Raw genomic sequence first — 15,733 nt, 5'->3', positions numbered from 1 at the left:
TCAGCTGGATTGGGCCTCGCTGTCTTCCTGCATATCGTCCAGGTATTGCGGCTGGTCCGTCTGGTCCGTCTGGTCCGGCAGCTCGGTCACGACGCTGAAGTCGCTGATCTCGATGGCGCCGACCCCATGACCGAGCAGATGGAAGGAAAACATCTTGCGTTGCTGTGGGTTGTCGAAACGGAGGTTCATCACCAGCGGCTGGTCGGGGGTCACCACCACGTCTGTCGGCAGGTCCATCGGCACATCCTGCTCTAATTCCTTGGCCTTGAGGGAAATGTAGGCGGCATGGTCAGCCTCGACGGCGCGGATGGTCAGGCTGACGCGGGTCTGTGAACCCTTGGGCATTTCCAGGTACTGGGCACCGATCAGGTTGTCGGCCCAGTCGTCGATGACCTGGGCCGGCAGCGGGATTTTATCCGCGCCGCCGAACTGATAATGCTGGTTCAAGGGCGTGCGCAACAGGGTCTGGTCCAGGGCCGTGGCCCGGGCGCCGATCAGCCTGGCGCGCTGGCCGCTGTATTGCCCGCCATAGGTGGCACGGTCGGCGATGAAGCCTTCGCTGGTGTAGTCACGGCAATGTTGGAGAAAATCGCATTCGGTAAACGTGCCCTTGCCATCGTGGTAGCGCAGCTTGCCGTTGGTGAACGACATGATTTCCCGGCCCGTCGGGTAGTCCCTGAACATCGAGCGGCCAGACAACGACGTGGGCACCGTAAAGCCGAAGTAATCGAGGATCGAGGCGGTCAGGTCGACATGGCCGTAGGTGCCTGACTTGATCCGGGGCAACGGTTCCGGCGCCAGCGTCAGGTTGAACCCCCAGGACGAGGCCAGCCGCACGTCGTCGATGCCATGGGATTCGTCCGAGGTGATGACCACCAGGGTGTTGTCCAGGATGCCCTGGCGTTCCAGGCCCGCCAGGAAGTTCTCCAGGGCGTCGTCCAGGTAACCCACCGCCGCCTGCTTGGCGGTGTCGTAGCGTTGCAGGTAGTCATCTGGGGCCGAGTAGGGCTGGTGCGTGCCCACGGTCAACAGGGTCAGCATCCAGGGTTTGTCCGCTTGTTGCAGTTGCCCGACGTAGTCCAGCGCGCCTTCGAAGAAGGTCTTGTCGTCCTTGCCCCAAGGGAATTCCAGGTAGGCGGGGCGAGTGAACCATTCCATGCCCAAGGTCGTGTCGAAACCGATGTGCGGCATGATCCGGTCCTTGGCCATGAACCGCAGGCCCGCGCCCTGCAGGAAGTGGGTGGAAAAGCCGTTCTGGCGCAACTGGGCTGGCAGGCAGGCTTGGTTACGCTGGCTCTGGTTGAGCATTTCGACGCCTTTGGGCGTGCCGTTGTCGAGCTTGTCGTAGTCGCCACACAGCATCGCGTACAAGCCCCGGATGGTCTGGTGGCTGTGCAGGACGTAATCGGGGGTGTTCATGCCGCGCTCGGCCCAGGCGCTGAGGTGCGGCATCAGGTTCTCCTGATAGCTGCTTTTCAAGGCCTGACGGTTGGCGCCCACATAGGCGCCGGGAATGCCCTCCAGGGCGATGACCAGGACGTTGCGCGCACGCCCGGGTTCGGCCAGCAGTCTGTTGCCATCGAGGTCCAGGCGGGTCAGCCCTGCCATGGGCGGGGCGGGGTCCACGGCATCGCCGTCGAGCCATTGTCGGGCCTGATCCTGCCCGGCGGCGATACCCGCCGTGACGAGTTGGTGGGGCAGGTTGAACACGTTCCATTGGTCCGCCTCGCTGGGGCGCCAGGCTTGCAGCGCGCCGTGGCTCAGCAGGAGCAACACGGGCACGGCCCAGGCGTGGCGAGGCAAGCGTGGCGCTTGGCGTGGGCGGTTGGTCCATTGGGTCATCAACCAGAACGCCAGCGCGGCCAACTGGATCGCCGCCAGCCATGGATGGGAAAAGCCGCCGCGGGTGGAGTTTTCAACGAACTGCGGGTCGGTCAGATAAAGAATGTCCGAAGGATTGGGCATCCGCCCGACCGCGCTGACCAGCTCGATGCTGGCCAGCGTCAACGTGCTCCAGGCCAGCAATACCGGGAACGCCAGCCACCCGGGACGGTGATGGAGCAGCACGATCAGCAACCCGCCGATACCCAGGTCCGAGAGATAACCCAGCGGGTCGGACCAGCCGAGGGCGAGACGCAGGCCCATGGGGACGAGTAGTACGCAGCCAATCAGGGCGATGAGGGCGGCGCGCGGATGGGTTGAAGCGCGATAAAGAACGTTCACAAAAGCAGGCCTTTCGATGGGTGCGAGCCAGGCAACCCTGTGAGAGCGGGCTTGCTCGCGAAGGCGTTGTGCCAGTCAGCATCCTCGTCAACTGAAATACCGCCTTCGCGAGCAAGCCCGCTCCCACCAGGTCCAGGTCATTCTCAAGTCATGAAACTGTCATGAAGAGGGATGGTACCAAGGGCAATCGCCCCTGGCCGAGCCAATGTCCCGGTGTCTGGCTGCGCTACGCTGTGGTTCACTGGCCCAGGCCTCTACAATGGCCGCGTAGCGCTGCTTTGAGACGCGCAGAAAACTTGTATCAGGATTTCTCATCGGGGGATGGATGGACAGGTTCCAGGAAATGCAGGTTTTCCTCGCCGTGGCCCAGGAGTCGGGGTTTTCGGCGGCAGCGCGGCGCCTGGGGCTGTCGGCGGCCAGTGTCACGCGGGCGGTGGCAGCGTTAGAGCAACGCATCGGCACGCCGTTGTTGGTGCGCTCCACCCGCAATGTGTACCTGAGCGAAGCCGGCCAGCGCTTTCTCGAGGACTGTCGCCGGATCCTGAGCGATTTGCAGGAAGCCGAGGATTCGGCGGCCGGCAGCCACGTCCAGCCCCGTGGGCAATTGACGATTACCGCACCGGTGCTGTTCGGTCAGTTATTCGTCACGCCGCTGCTGGTGGATTACTTGCACCGGTTCCCCGAGGTCAGCATCAACGCCTTGTTGTTGGATCGTACGGTCAGCCTGGTGGAGGAGGGCATCGATGTTGCCTTGCGCATTGGCGAGCTGCCGGACAGCAACCTGCACGCTGTGCGTGTCGGTGAAGTGCGGCGGGTGGTGTGCGGCGCCCCGGATTTCTTCGCGCGCCACGGGCTGCCCCGGCATCCGGAGGACTTGGAGCGAATGCCCGTGGTGGCGTCGTCGGCCATTGGCCAGGTCAAAAGCTGGACCTTCATCGATTCAGGCCAACCGTTGGCCGTCCGGCCCGTGCCTCGGCTGGTGGTGACGGCCAACCAGGCCGCGATCACGGCGGCCTGCCAGGGGCTGGGGATGACGCGTGTCCTGTCTTACCAAGTGGCAGGCAACGTGGCGGCCGGGGAATTGGAAATCGTCCTGGCCGATTTCGAATTGCCGCCTCTGCCGATCCATGTGGTGTATCAGGGCGGGCGCAATGCGCCGGCGCGGGTCCGCAGTTTTGTCGATTTCATCGTCAGTGCATTGCGCGAACATCCGGCCTTGAGCGGCTGAAGCATTGTTTCTCTGGCTGAAACAATGGATTGCATTTCTGGGGGATTCTCTTGGTTTTGCCTGGAGCGGAAGATGACCCCATCGACGCCGTTGTGCTGATGGCGTCACTTGCAGCGGAGTCGACCATGAACCCTATCAAGCACTATCACTTCCCGCTTTCCGGCCATTCCCATCGCGTTCAACTGATGCTTTCGTTGCTCGGGCTGCCTGTCGAAGAAGTCTTCGTCGACTTGGCCAAGGGCGCGCACAAACAGGCGGATTTCCTGGCGCTCAATGCGTTTGGCCAAGTGCCGGTCATTGACGATGACGGCGTTGTGCTGGCGGACTCCAACGCGATCCTGGTGTACCTGGCGCACAAATACGGCAAGGGCCGCTGGCTGCCGACCGATCCGATCGGCGCCGCCCGGGTGCAGCGCTGGCTGTCGGCGGCGGCCGGGCCGATCCATGCGGGGCCGGCCACGGCGAGGCTGATCACGGTGTTTGGTGCGGCCTACAACGCCGAGGACGTGATTGCCCGTTCTCACAACGTGCTGAAAGTCATTGATCAAGAATTGAGCAGCCGTGCTTATCTGGCGGGTGACGCTGCAACCGTCGCGGACATCGCCGGCTACAGTTACATCGCCCACGCACCGGAAGGCAATGTGTCGTTGGACGACTATGCCAATGTACGGGCCTGGCTGGCGCGGATCGAAGCCTTGCCCGGGTTCGTGGGCATGCCGCGTACGGTTGTCGGGTTGCAAAAGCACGCCTGACACGGAGCCCGGTGGCGAGGGGATTTATCTTCACTGTGGGAGCAAGGCTTGCCCGCGATGAAGGCACTGCGGTCCTTCATAGATCGAGGCGTCTGTTTCGCGAGCAAGCTTTGCTCCCACAGTAGGATCAAATCCCCTCTGCACCATTTCCGCTTCGACCCCAAGTGGCGGTAATCTGCCGGGCTTTGATGGGTGGTGAGGCTCCATGACTTTTCTTTTCCGGCTCTCCCTGGCCCTCGCCGTGTTGTTTTTGGGGGGCTGCGAACAATCCCCGGCCCCGGCCCTCGATCAGCAGCTCTATATCTGGCAACGCCAATGGACCCCGGCCCACGCGCTGGCGCTGCGCCAAAGCCAGGGCGATTTTTCCACGCTGCGGGTGCTGGCGTTGCAGGCTTTTCCCGGGGCGGGCTGGAGCCGTGCGCGGATCAATCCGCTCTTGCTCAAGGCTGACGGCCGTCCGCTGATCGCTGTGATTCGCCTGGACGGTCAGCTCAAGGCTTTGGACCAGGACGAGGTGATCGCGCAGATCCAGCAGGTGCTGGGCGATTGGCAAGCCCAAGGCCTGACCCCGGTGGGGGTAGAAATCGACCACGATGCGGGCAACGCACGGTTGCCGGCTTATGAAAAGTTCCTCGGCCAACTGCGGCAAGCCCTGCCGGCCAATGTGCGGCTGAGTATTACCGCGCTACCGGCCTGGCTCGACAGCCCCGCCTTGCCTGGCTTGTTGGAAACGGTGGACAGCAGCGTGCTGCAGGTCCACGCGGTGAGCGACCCCAGGCAGGGCTTGTTCGATCCGAAACAGGCCCGGCACTGGGCGCAACGTTGGAGCGATGTCACCACACGGCCGTTTTATCTGGCCCTGCCGGCGTACGGCGTGGCGCTGCTGACCCAGGAGAGTGGCGTTCCGGTGGTGGAAAGCGAAGTGCCGATCGATCGCGGTGGCGAGCGGCGGGAGTTGCTGGCCGATCCGCAACAAGTGGCCGGGCTTGCGGCAGATTTGCGTGCCGATCCGCCGCAACATCTCGCGGGGCTGATCTGGTTTCGCCTGCCGCTGGCCGGCGACCGAAGGGCGTGGAGCCTGACCACGCTCGGCGCCGTCGCCCGGGGCGACAACCTGGCCAGTCGCCTGGCGTTGCAGTGGGGAGAGCAGGGTGGTTTGTACGATATCCGCCTGGTTAACCAGGGCAATCTCGACAGCCCCTGGCCCCAGCGCCTGACGCTGGCTGTTGGCGCGTGTGACGGCGTCGATGCCCTGGCCGGTTATACGTTGCAACAAACCCCCGGACTGCTTACCTTCACCCGCATTCAGGAAGGCCGCTTGGCTGCTGGCAGCCAACGGGCAATCGGCTGGGCGCGCTGTACGAAAATTGACCAAGGAGGTTTCAATGTTTACCCGTAAGTGGCCTCGTCACCTACTGTGCCTGAGCCTTTGCCTGCCGCTGGGCCCGGCGCTGGCCTGCGGGCCGGATTTCCCGATGCGTCTGCTGGATAACCGCGCCCAGTCGCTGGCCGAATTGCCCGAAGGCAGCTTTCGCTTTGAGGTCAGCCGCCTAGGCCAGGCGATTGCCGGGCTCAAGCCGGCCACCGAGGCAACGCGTAACCCGGACTACAGCTATGACGACCTGCCTTCCTACGTTGAACAACGCAACAAGGCTGAGCAGATCGGCCTGACCCCGCCGCAGCAAGCGGTGGTGGAGCGCCTGCGGGCCCTGACCGATGTCGACCAGGTGGCAACCGAAGCGGCCAATCTGCCTGATGAACTGCGCCTGTATGCGATTGGCGCGGCGGCTTTTAACGTCGGCGAGCATCAGCGTGCCGTGGACGCGTTCCAGCAGTTGCTGGCGTTACCGGCCGACCAACGTCGGTTGCGCAGCACCTGGGCCGCGTACTCCCTGGGGCGGGCCTTGTTCGCCGTGAGCACCGAGGCCGGCAGCGGCGACCCTGTGGTTTTGCAGGACCAGGCGCGAGCAGCGTTTCGCCAGGCCCGCGAGTTGAGCATTGCCGGCTTCAGCGATCCGCTGGAACTGGGCATCGCCAGCCTTGGCGAAGAAGCCCGGGTGGCCTACACCGCTGACGACTGGGACAGTGCCATCGGCCTGTATGCGATCCAGAACCTGCAAGGCTCCCCGGTGGGCTACAGCTCGTTGTTGCAACTGGCCGGTGATTTGAGCGTCCAGCCGGATGCGCGCTTGAGCGAACTGCTCAAGACTAAGGCAGTGCAGCGATTGGTCACCGCCTACCTGCTCAGCCGCGTCGGCTGGTGGGACGGTGAAGAACCCTCTGGCGAGAAAAGGCTGTTCGAACTGTTGCAGGCCAGCGCCCGGGACAACCTGGACGACGCCGACCGTTTGGCGGCGGTGAGTTACCAGCACGGCGATTACGCCAGCGCCCAGGCTTTTGTGCAAAAGGCTTCCGACACCGGCCTGGCCTGGTGGGTGCGTGCCAAGCTGGCCTTGCGCGACGGCGACAAAGTGACCGCGGCGGCGGCTTATGCCAAGGCCGCCCAGGCCTTTCCGAACGATGAATCCTGGGGCAACCGGCGCACACCGGATTGGAACTACGAGTCGGTGCAACCCAAGTGCCGTGTCGAAGGTGAAAGCGCGATCCTGGCCCTGCAGCGCGGCGATTACCTGCAAGCTTTCGATCAGCTCTATCGCGGCCAGAGCAACTATTGGTACGACGCTGCCGCCGTCGCCGAGCGTGTGCTCACGGTGGATGAGCTCAAGCAGTACGTCGACGCCCAGGTCCCGGCGCCACCGGCGTTGAGCCAGGAGGATCGGGACAACTACGTGCCGCTGCCGGTGGCTGCGAGCCTGCGCAATCTGCTGGGTCGTAGGTTGTTGAGAGAAGGGCGCTTTGATGAGGCACCGGCTTATTTCGATAACGCGGACCTGCAGAACAAGGCCCGCGCCTATGGGCAATTGCGCCAGGACGCGGAGTCCAAATGGTGGCCAACCCGACGGGCCGAGGCGTATTTCAATGCGTCCTGGATGGCGCGCAAATGGGGCATGGAGTTGCTCGGCTATGAGATGGCGCCGGATTACGCCAGCCTGGGCGGCAACTACAGCCTGGAACCGGTTGAACTGAAGGTCGGGCCGCTGGTGGCCGAAGGCGAAGTGCAACGCCAGCAGGCCAGCGCGGCGCAGCCTGAGGTGCGTTATCACTATCGGTTTGTCGCCACGGCGCTGGCGAGCCAGGCGGCGGATCATTTGCCGCATACCAGCCAGGCCTTTGCGGCGGTGCTGTGCAAAGGGGTGGGGTACAACTCCAGCCTTGAGGAACAAAGCGCGCTGTATCAACGCTATGTGAAGGACGGTCCGTATGTGGATTGGGCCGGCGATTTCGGTCATCAATGCCAGGAACCGGACTTCAGCAAGGCGAACAAACGCTATGTGACGCAGGCCTTGGACCCGATTCGTTCGACGTTGCGACCTTACAAGGTTTGGCTGGAGGTGAGCGGGGCCGTGCTGCTGGTAGCGGTGGCGTTGGGGCTGATCAGCCGGCGCCGGCGCAAGGCACGGATGTCGACCAGCTAAGCTAACGGCCAGCCGAACACAGTTGTTTGGACCGAGGTCATGGTGGCCTTTGTGGCGAGGGGATTTATCCCCGCTGGGCTGCGCAGCAGCCCCAAAAGCAGTTAACTCAATCTTCCTGGCATACCGAGTTGCCTGGTTTTGGGGGGCTGCTGCGCAGCCCAACGGGGATAAATCCCCTCGCCACAGGTTAACCATGCCCCCGGACCAAACAGTGTTCCTTCCAGCTTTGCGTTGTTCCTACATCTGCGTCGCCATCCCCTCCACATTCATCGCCGCCTGGCGTAACGCCTCCGAGCGGGTAGGGTGTGGGTGGCAGGTCAGGGCGATGTCCTCGGCTGAGGCGCTGAACTCCATGGCCACGCAGTATTCACCGATCATCTCACTGACGCTCGGGCCTACCAGGTGCACGCCAAGGATCTCATCGGTGCGTTCATCGGCCAGGACCTTGGCGAACCCTTCGGTCTCGTGGTTGATCTTGGCTCGGCTGTTGGCGGTGAAGGGGAACTTGCCGACCTTGTAGGCACGGCCTTCGGCCTTGAGTTGTTCCTCGGTCTTGCCGACGCTGGCCAGTTCCGGACGGGTGTAGATGACGCTGGGAATCAGCGCATAGTTGACCTCGGCAGCCTTGCCGGCGATCTGTTCGATGCAGACCATGGCTTCGTCTTCGGCCTTGTGGGCCAGCATCGGTCCGGACGTCACATCACCGATGACCCAGACGCCGGGCGCTTCGGTCCGGTGATGCTGGTTGGCGAGCATGCCGCGTTTGTCAGGGCTCAGCCCGACGTTCTCCAGCCCCAACCCTTGCGTGTAAGGCCGACGACCGATGGCGACCAGCACGTAATCGGCGTCCAGGGTCTGTGCTTCGCCGCCCGCCGCCGGTTCGATCTGCAATTGCACGCCGTTGGCCGAGGGAATGGCTCCGGTGACCTTCGAACTCAACTTGAACTGGATGCCCTGTTTACTCAGGGCCCGTTGCAGGGTCTTGCCGGCCTCGCCATCTACCCCCGGGCAGATGCGATCGAGGTATTCCACCACGGTCACCTGGGCCCCCAGGCGCCGCCAGACCGAACCCAGTTCAAGGCCGATGACGCCAGCGCCGATCACCACCAGATGCCGGGGCACTTCACTCAGGGACAAGGCGCCGGTGGAGTCGAGGATGCGTTGGTTATCGATGGTCACGCCTGGCAGGGGCATGGGTTCCGAGCCGGTGGCGATGACGATGTCCTTGGCGCTGAGTTCGGTCCTGGCGCCATCGTCGCCGGTAACGGTCACCTTGCCGGGCCCGTCGATGTGGCCCCAGCCTTTGATCCAGTCGACCTTGTTCTTGCGAAACAGAAACTCGATGCCCTTGGTCAGGCCAGCCACGCTTTCGTCCTTCTGCTTCATCATCTGCGCAAGGTTGAGGGTGGGGCTGACTTCAATGCCAAGATTGGCGAATTCCGCTCCCGTGGCGGCTTCGTACAGTTCCGAGGCATGCAGCAAGGCCTTGGAGGGCATACAGCCGACATTCAGGCAGGTGCCGCCCAGGGTGGCTCGGCCTTCGACACAGGCGGCTTTCAACCCCAACTGCCCGGCCCGAATCGCCGCGTTATACCCGCCGGGGCCGCCGCCCAGAATGATCACGTCGTAGTTGCTCATTGCTGTTCTCCCGCTTGGCTTGATAAAAAATTATGCTCGTAATATGAGCGTTTCCAGAGATTTCGGTCAAGGCTTAAGTCAAGCGGCCAGCGTGGGCCTTGGCATGAAGAATTCAAAACGGAAATTTCACAGGAATCGTTATAAGGTAACGGCATATAACGGAGCGTCGGTGGCGCCTGGCCACGGCCCCGGATTTTGATCGCCACGAGTGCTGGGGTGGTATGCAAGTCGATCTTGATGTCGAGGGGGCACAGGTGGCCGAATGGCCGCGTTTTCAGCGCGCGTTGTTTCAAGGGCGCCGTTTGAAGCAGATTGCTTTCGCCCTGGGAAGCGTGGCGGGTTTGGGCCTGGTGCTGGCGTTTTTTATCGGGGTGTTTTCGCCACAGTCGCTATGGCCGGTTTTGCTGGTCAGCCAAGGCGCGGGACTCTTGGTGCTGGTGGTGGGTTTGCAATCGGCCTGGTGGGTCACGCAATGGCGTAGCAGGGCGCTGCTGCCAGCTGTGGATAACCTGCCTGCGGAAAACGAGCCTGTTGATAACCTGGGTTGGTATGAGCGGCTGCTGGAGCGAATGGGCGCTCGCGGGGTCGGCCTGCTGAAACAGATCGGTGCGCCTGCGTTGTGGTTGGTCGGGTGGTCAGTGCTGGTATTGCTGGGCCTGGAGCAAGCCTGGAATTTGCAACTGCCGGCTGCCGCCCTCGGTGTCTCGGCCAGTGTGGGGGCGGTGTTGTCGTTGTTGTTGGCGTTCGGGTTATTGGTGTTCGAGCGGCAATTGGCCCAGCAATCTCCGGTGGAATGGCCGGAAGCGCCGCCGCTGGCGCAACTGACGCGGGTGGCAATCATCGTGCTGGTGCTCGGCGCTTTGTGCTTGTTGTTCGCCGCAGAAACGTCCATCTGGCCGATGCGCCTGGCCGTGCTGATGGGGCTGTTGCCGGGCGTGGTGGCGGCCGAGTTTTTGCTGCGCGCGGTGCTGTCGTTATTCATCCCGCGCCGGGACGCCCTGGAACCGACGCTGCTGGGCCGCAGTGTCATCGCCGATCTGCTGCGCTGGCCGCCGCAACCGTTGCTGGCCCTGCAGCATGAACTGCACAACCGTTTTGGTATCGACCTGCGCCAGATCTGGGCCTTCAGCTACATGCGCCGGGCTTTTTTGCCGGTGTTGGCGCTGGTGTCGCTGGTGGGCTGGTTGTTGACGGGCATGCATGAAGTGCCGCTGCAGGGACGTGGCATCTATGAGCGCTTTGGCAAACCGGTGGAGGTGTTCGGCCCGGGCTTGCATGTCGCGTTGCCTTGGCCGTGGGGCAGGGTGCTGAACGTCGAGAATGGTGTTGTGCATGAACTGGCGACCAGCGTCGCGGAGAGTCGGGCCGTGGTCGAGGCTGAACCGGCGGAGGGACCGGCGCCGGCAATCGCCAATCGGTTGTGGGACGCCAGCCATGTGAACGACAAGTCCCAGGTCATTGCCAGTCGTCGTGCCGACCAGCAGAGCTTCCAGATCGTCAACATGGACGTGCGCTTTGTCTACCGTATCGGCCTGACCGACGCTGCGGCGTTGGCGGCGACCTACAACAGCGCGGATGTGCCGACGCTGATCCGCAGCACCGCCAGCCGCATCCTGGTGCATGAGTTTGCGTCCCGCACGCTGGACGGTTTGCTGGGCGCGGACCGTGTCAGCCTCGCCGACGAAATCGGTCGCGCCGTCCAGGCTGATTTGCAATCGCTCGACAGCGGTGTGGAAATCCTGGCGACGGTTGTGGAGGCGATTCATCCACCGGCCGGTGCGGCCAATGCCTACCACGGCGTGCAGGCGGCGCAGATTGGCGCGCAGGCATTGATCGCCCGAGAGCGTGGCGCGGCGGCGGAACAGACCAACCAGGCGCAATTGCAAGCCAGCGTCGCCCATGACCAGGCTACGGCCACCGCCCGGGAAATCAACGCGACCGCCCAGGTCGCCGACCTGCGCTTCAATGCCGACCGCAAAGCCTACGCCACGGCGGGGCACGCTTTTGTGCTGGAGCATTACCTGGGCCAACTCAGGCAGGGCCTCACCAATGCCCGGTTGCTGATTCTCGACCATCGCCTGGGCGGCAGCGGCAACGCGCCGACCATCGACTTGCGTACCTTCACGCTGCCGGTAGACCCCGCGTCGCCGCGTAACCCTGTCCCGCCAGGAGCTGCCCATTGAGCCAGTCCTCTACACACGATCACCACGACCACGCTGGTCACGATCACGGTAATGCCGGTCATCACCATGGGCATCATCACCACCATCATGGCGATACGCAGCAAGCCGGTCCGTTCCCGTGGCGGCGGATGGGTTGGGCGGTGTTGCTGGTGGCGTTTGCCGTTGCAGCGGCCAGCCTGGTGCAAGTGCGCTCGGGGGAGGCCACGGTCATCACCCGTTTCGGCAATCCGGCGCGGGTGCTGCTGCAACCTGGCTTGGGTTGGCGCTGGCCGGCGCCGTTCGAGGCAGCGATCCCGGTGGACCTGCGATTGCGCACCACCTCCAGCGGCCTGCAGGATGTCGGTACTCGTGACGGGCTGCGGATCATCGTCCAGGCCTACGTGGCGTGGCAGGTACAGGGTGACCCGGACAACGTGCAGCGCTTCATGCGCGCGGTGCAGAACCAACCGGACGAAGCCGCACGGCAGATCCGCACCTTTGTCGGCTCGGCGCTGGAAACCACGGCCGCCAGTTTTGACCTGGCGAACCTGGTCAACACCGACGCCAGCCAGGTACGCATCGCCGATTTCGAAGCTCAGTTGCGTCAACAGATCGATCAACAGTTGCTCACCACTTACGGCGTGCGCGTGCTGCAAGTCGGCGTTGAGCGCCTGACCTTGCCCTCGGTGACACTGACGGCGACGGTGGATCGCATGCGCGCCGAGCGTGAGACCATCGCCACCGAACGCACCGCCATCGGCAAGCGCGAAGCGGCGCAGATTCGCTCCGCCGCAGAACGTGATGCGCGAGTCCTGCAAGCCGATGCCACGGTGAAAGCTGCGGATATCGAAGCGCAGTCGCGGGTAGAAGCAGCCGAGATCTACGGCCGGGCATACGCTGGATCTCCGCAGCTCTACAACCTGCTCCGTTCGCTGGACACCTTGGGCACGATCGTCAGCCCAGGCACGAAGCTGATTTTGCGCACCGATGCGGCGCCATTCCGTGTCCTGGTGGACGGCCCTGTTTCCATGGAAGGTAAAGGTGGAACACAACCATGAGTTTGGTTCCACGTGGAACAAACGAGTTATCCAGCCCGTGGATCCAGGCCGGGCGCCTGGCGTTTCTGGCGCTTTACGCCGTCACGGTGTTGGCGGCGTTGGCCTGGGTCTTTTCCAACGTGCGGCAGATCGATCCGCAGAATCGTGCGGTGGTGCTGCACTTTGGCGCCTTGGATCGCATCCAGAATGCCGGCCTTTTGTTGGCGTGGCCTCGTCCTGTGGAACAAGTGGTCTTGCTGCCCGCTGCGGATCGGGTGCTTGAGCGGCGGGTGGAAAATCTGCTGCGCTCGGATGCGGCCTTGCAGGCTGATCGTGTCGCCAGCTTCGCCACCCCGGTCAGCGATGCGTTGGCCGGCTCTGGTTATTTATTGACCGGTGATGCCGGCGTGGTGCAACTGGATGTGCGGGTGTTCTACAAAGTCACCGACCCTTATTCCTTCGTCTTGCAAGGTGAACATGTCCTACCGGCACTGGACCGGTTGGCGACCCGCAGTGCCGTGGCCCTGACCGCAGCCCGGGATCTGGACACCATTCTGGTGGCTCGCCCCGAACTGATGGGCAGCGACAACCAGGCGGCCGAGCGTCGCGAACGCTTGCGTGGCGATCTGGTCCAGGGGCTTAACCGACGCCTGGCTGACTTGGCGGCGACGGGGCAGGGGTTGGGGATCGAAGTGGTGCGGGTCGATGTGCAATCGAGTTTACCGGGGCCGGCGGTGAGTGCCTTCAACGCGGTGCTGACGGCCAGCCAGCAGGCCGATAAAGCCGTGGCCAACGCCCGGACTGAAGCGGAAAAACTCACCCAGGCCGCTCGCCAAGATGCCGACCGCGCCGTGCAAGTCGCCCATGCCCAGGCCAGCGAACGACTCGCCAAGGCTTCGGCCGACACGGCCACGGTGCTCGGCTTGGCGAAGACCCAAGGCAGCGATCCGCAAATGCTGCTGCGTCTGTATCGCGAACGCATGCCTGCCATCCTTCGCCAGGCCGGTTCAGTGACCACGGTCGATCCGAAAGACGATTCCCACCTGATCATCCAGGGAGCCGGACAATGACCGCCCAAACCAGCGTTGCACCGATGTTGTCCTCGACGGAACAACGCATCGCCGCCCGGCAACTGACCTTGGCGATGCTCGCCCTCGGCTTGCTCGCATTGGGCCTGGTATGGCGCGGTTGGTCGCCGGAGCAGAGCGGTGTCAGCCAACTGCTGTTGGGGTTCGCCTCGCTGTTGGTGGCAGTGCCGGTGATGCGGTCGGCCTGGTACAGCTTGCGTTACCCAAGCCTGCACGGGATTACCGACCAACTCATCGCCCTGGCGATGCTCGGTGCCTGGGCCACCGGCGATCTGCTGACGGCGGCGTTGTTGCCAATCATCATGATCTTCGGGCATGTGCTGGAAGAGCGCAGCGTCATCGGTTCCCAGGAGGCGATCCATGCACTTGGCCAACTGACCCGCAGCCAAGGTCGCAAGGTGCAGGCCGACGGTTCGATCATCGATGTCGACAATGCAACGCTCCAGCCCGGCGATGTCGTTGAGGTGCGCGCCGGTGACCGGGTGCCGGCTGATGGTCGGGTGTTGTCCGGCCAAGCCAGCCTCGACACCGCGCCCATCACGGGTGAGTCGGTGCCGTTGGAGGCTGTGGTCGGCACTGAAGTCTTTGGTGGAGCGATCAACCTGGATGGCCTGTTGCGCCTGGAAGTGACCCGGACCGGCGAAGAATCGACTCTGGGCAAAGTCATCGCACTGATGCAAAACGCTGAACGCTCCAAGCCACCCATCACTCGCTTGCTGGAACGCTACGCCGGCAGTTACCTGGTACTGGTGTTGTTGCTGGCGGCGGTGACCTGGTTCGTGACCAACGATGCCCAGGCGATGCTGGCGGTATTGGTCGCCGCCTGCCCTTGTGCGTTGGTGCTGTCGGCGCCGGCCACCGCCATTGCAGGGATCGCGGTGGCGGCGCGCCACGGGATCCTGATCCGCAGCTCGGCCTTCCTGGAAGAACTGGCGGACCTGACGTCGTTGGTTGTCGATAAGACCGGTACTCTGACCTACGGCGTCCTGCGCCTGCAATCCATCGAACATGCCCAGGATGCTCCCTCATCGTTGCTACTGCCTTTGGCGGCCAGCCTCGGTTCGGCCAGCAGTCATCCGGTCAGTCGTGCGTTGGCAGGGTTGGTGGACCAGGAAGACTGCGTGGCGCTGACGGACATCCATGAGCGCCAGGGCTTAGGGGTGGTCGCGATGACCGCCCAGGGCGAAGCGGCGCTTGGGCGGCCGGAGTTGTTTGCACAGCTGGGCATTCAAACGTCAGCGGTCCCGGAGCACGATGGCCCGATTGCCGGTCTGGCCCTGGATGGGCAGTTCCTCGCCTGGCTGTTGCTGGCCGACAGCGTCAAGCCGGAGGCACGGGTTGCCATGGCCGAGCTGCGCGAGCTGGGCCTGGGACGTCAGTTGCTGTTGACCGGCGACCGCCAGAGCGTGGCCACGACCCTGGCCCGGGATGTCGGCATCGGCGACCTGCAAGCCCAGGCCCTCCCTGAAGACAAACTCAAACGGGTCATGGCCGAAATCGACCATGGGTTCCGCCCCATGGTGGTGGGCGATGGCATCAACGACTCCCTGGCGCTCAAGGCCGGGGTGGTCGGCGTTGCAATGGGCGCCGGCGGCGCAGATATCGCCCTGGCGTCGGCAGACATCGTGCTGATCGGCAGCGACCTGCGACGCCTCGGCACCTGCGTCCGATTGAGCCGCCAATGCAGGCGCACGTTGCAGGTCAACGTGATCATTGGCCTGGGCTGGACGCTGGCCATCGTCGCCTTTGCCGCCTTCGGTTGGCTCGGCGCGGCGGGGGCGATGATCGCTGCGCTGCTGCACAATCTCAGTACCCTGCTAGTGTTAGGTAATGCAGGGCGATTGCTGCGGTTCCAGGAGCCACTCCTGAAAATCCAAGCGAAGGGAGCCGTTGGATAACCCTTGGCGAACTGTGCGTCACCCTTGCAGTCTCTGTTGGAGAGGGCACCCATACTGGCATTACCCGGCACAAGGAGTGAATTTGGGACGGTGATAGAGAAAGGCTATAAATTCGATAGCCTGCTATTTTTCTATGATGGTCTACCCTCATTTTCAGACGTCTGAAACATG

10 protein-coding genes are annotated in these 15,733 nt (G+C 63.4%); 8 read left to right on the top strand and 2 right to left on the bottom strand.

The features are described 5' to 3' along the window. Positions 1–2,223 (bottom strand): LTA synthase family protein, encoded by a 2,223-nt coding sequence (locus B0E42_RS18040; protein ID WP_077506971.1) that lies wholly within the window; start codon positions 2,221–2,223, stop codon positions 1–3. A gap of 325 nt (positions 2,224–2,548) precedes the next feature. Here B0E42_RS18040 and B0E42_RS18035 point away from each other — a divergent pair, with 325 nt between their 5' ends. The 4 genes from B0E42_RS18035 (at position 2,549) to B0E42_RS18020 (ending at position 7,739) form a co-directional block, all read left to right on the top strand. Continuing rightward, positions 2,549–3,451: a LysR family transcriptional regulator gene (locus B0E42_RS18035; protein WP_077506970.1), complete on the top strand. Its 903-nt coding sequence runs from the start codon at positions 2,549–2,551 to the stop codon at positions 3,449–3,451. A gap of 125 nt (positions 3,452–3,576) precedes the next feature. Next, complete coding sequence (locus B0E42_RS18030) at positions 3,577–4,203, top strand: glutathione S-transferase family protein (RefSeq protein ID WP_033062948.1); 627 nt, start codon at positions 3,577–3,579, stop codon at positions 4,201–4,203. A gap of 205 nt (positions 4,204–4,408) precedes the next feature. After that, on the top strand, positions 4,409–5,602 hold the full coding sequence (locus B0E42_RS18025) for a DUF3142 domain-containing protein (protein WP_077506969.1): 1,194 nt from the start codon (positions 4,409–4,411) through the stop codon (positions 5,600–5,602). Next, positions 5,589–7,739 carry a hypothetical protein gene (locus B0E42_RS18020; protein ID WP_053186203.1) on the top strand — a complete coding sequence of 717 codons (2,151 nt, stop codon included), beginning with the start codon at positions 5,589–5,591 and terminating at the stop codon, positions 7,737–7,739. Before B0E42_RS18025 ends, B0E42_RS18020 begins: the two co-directional genes overlap by 14 nt. Positions 7,740–7,976: 237 nt before the next feature. Here B0E42_RS18020 and lpdA read toward each other — a convergent pair whose 3' ends face one another. Continuing rightward, on the bottom strand, positions 7,977–9,377 hold the full coding sequence (gene lpdA / locus B0E42_RS18015; protein ID WP_053186207.1) for a dihydrolipoyl dehydrogenase: 1,401 nt from the start codon (positions 9,375–9,377) through the stop codon (positions 7,977–7,979). 221 nt (positions 9,378–9,598) lie between these two features. Between lpdA and B0E42_RS18010 the strand changes: the two genes are divergently transcribed. From B0E42_RS18010 to B0E42_RS17995, 4 genes are read left to right on the top strand one after another with little or no spacing between them, the layout of a single operon-like run. Continuing rightward, positions 9,599–11,560, top strand: coding sequence for a protease modulator HflK (locus tag B0E42_RS18010; protein ID WP_077506968.1), 1,962 nt, complete (start codon positions 9,599–9,601; stop codon positions 11,558–11,560). Beyond that, positions 11,557–12,597, top strand: a complete 1,041-nt coding sequence (gene hflC, locus B0E42_RS18005) for a protease modulator HflC (RefSeq protein ID WP_077506967.1) — start codon at positions 11,557–11,559, stop codon at positions 12,595–12,597. The genes B0E42_RS18010 and hflC overlap by 4 nt, the downstream gene beginning before the upstream one ends. Further along, positions 12,594–13,646 carry a protease modulator HflK gene (gene hflK, locus B0E42_RS18000; RefSeq protein ID WP_077506966.1) on the top strand — a complete coding sequence of 351 codons (1,053 nt, stop codon included), beginning with the start codon at positions 12,594–12,596 and terminating at the stop codon, positions 13,644–13,646. The genes hflC and hflK overlap by 4 nt, the downstream gene beginning before the upstream one ends. Continuing rightward, complete coding sequence (locus tag B0E42_RS17995) at positions 13,643–15,562, top strand: heavy metal translocating P-type ATPase (RefSeq protein ID WP_077506965.1); 1,920 nt, start codon at positions 13,643–13,645, stop codon at positions 15,560–15,562. Before hflK ends, B0E42_RS17995 begins: the two co-directional genes overlap by 4 nt. Positions 15,563–15,733 lie beyond the last annotated feature (171 nt).

Origin of the sequence: Pseudomonas sp. A25(2017), assembly GCF_002001065.1 — a bacterium.
Taxonomy (GTDB): Bacteria; Pseudomonadota; Gammaproteobacteria; order Pseudomonadales; family Pseudomonadaceae; genus Aquipseudomonas; species Aquipseudomonas kilonensis.
Note: the sequence above shows the minus strand (reverse complement) of the source record. Positions and strands in the feature narration are given on the sequence as shown.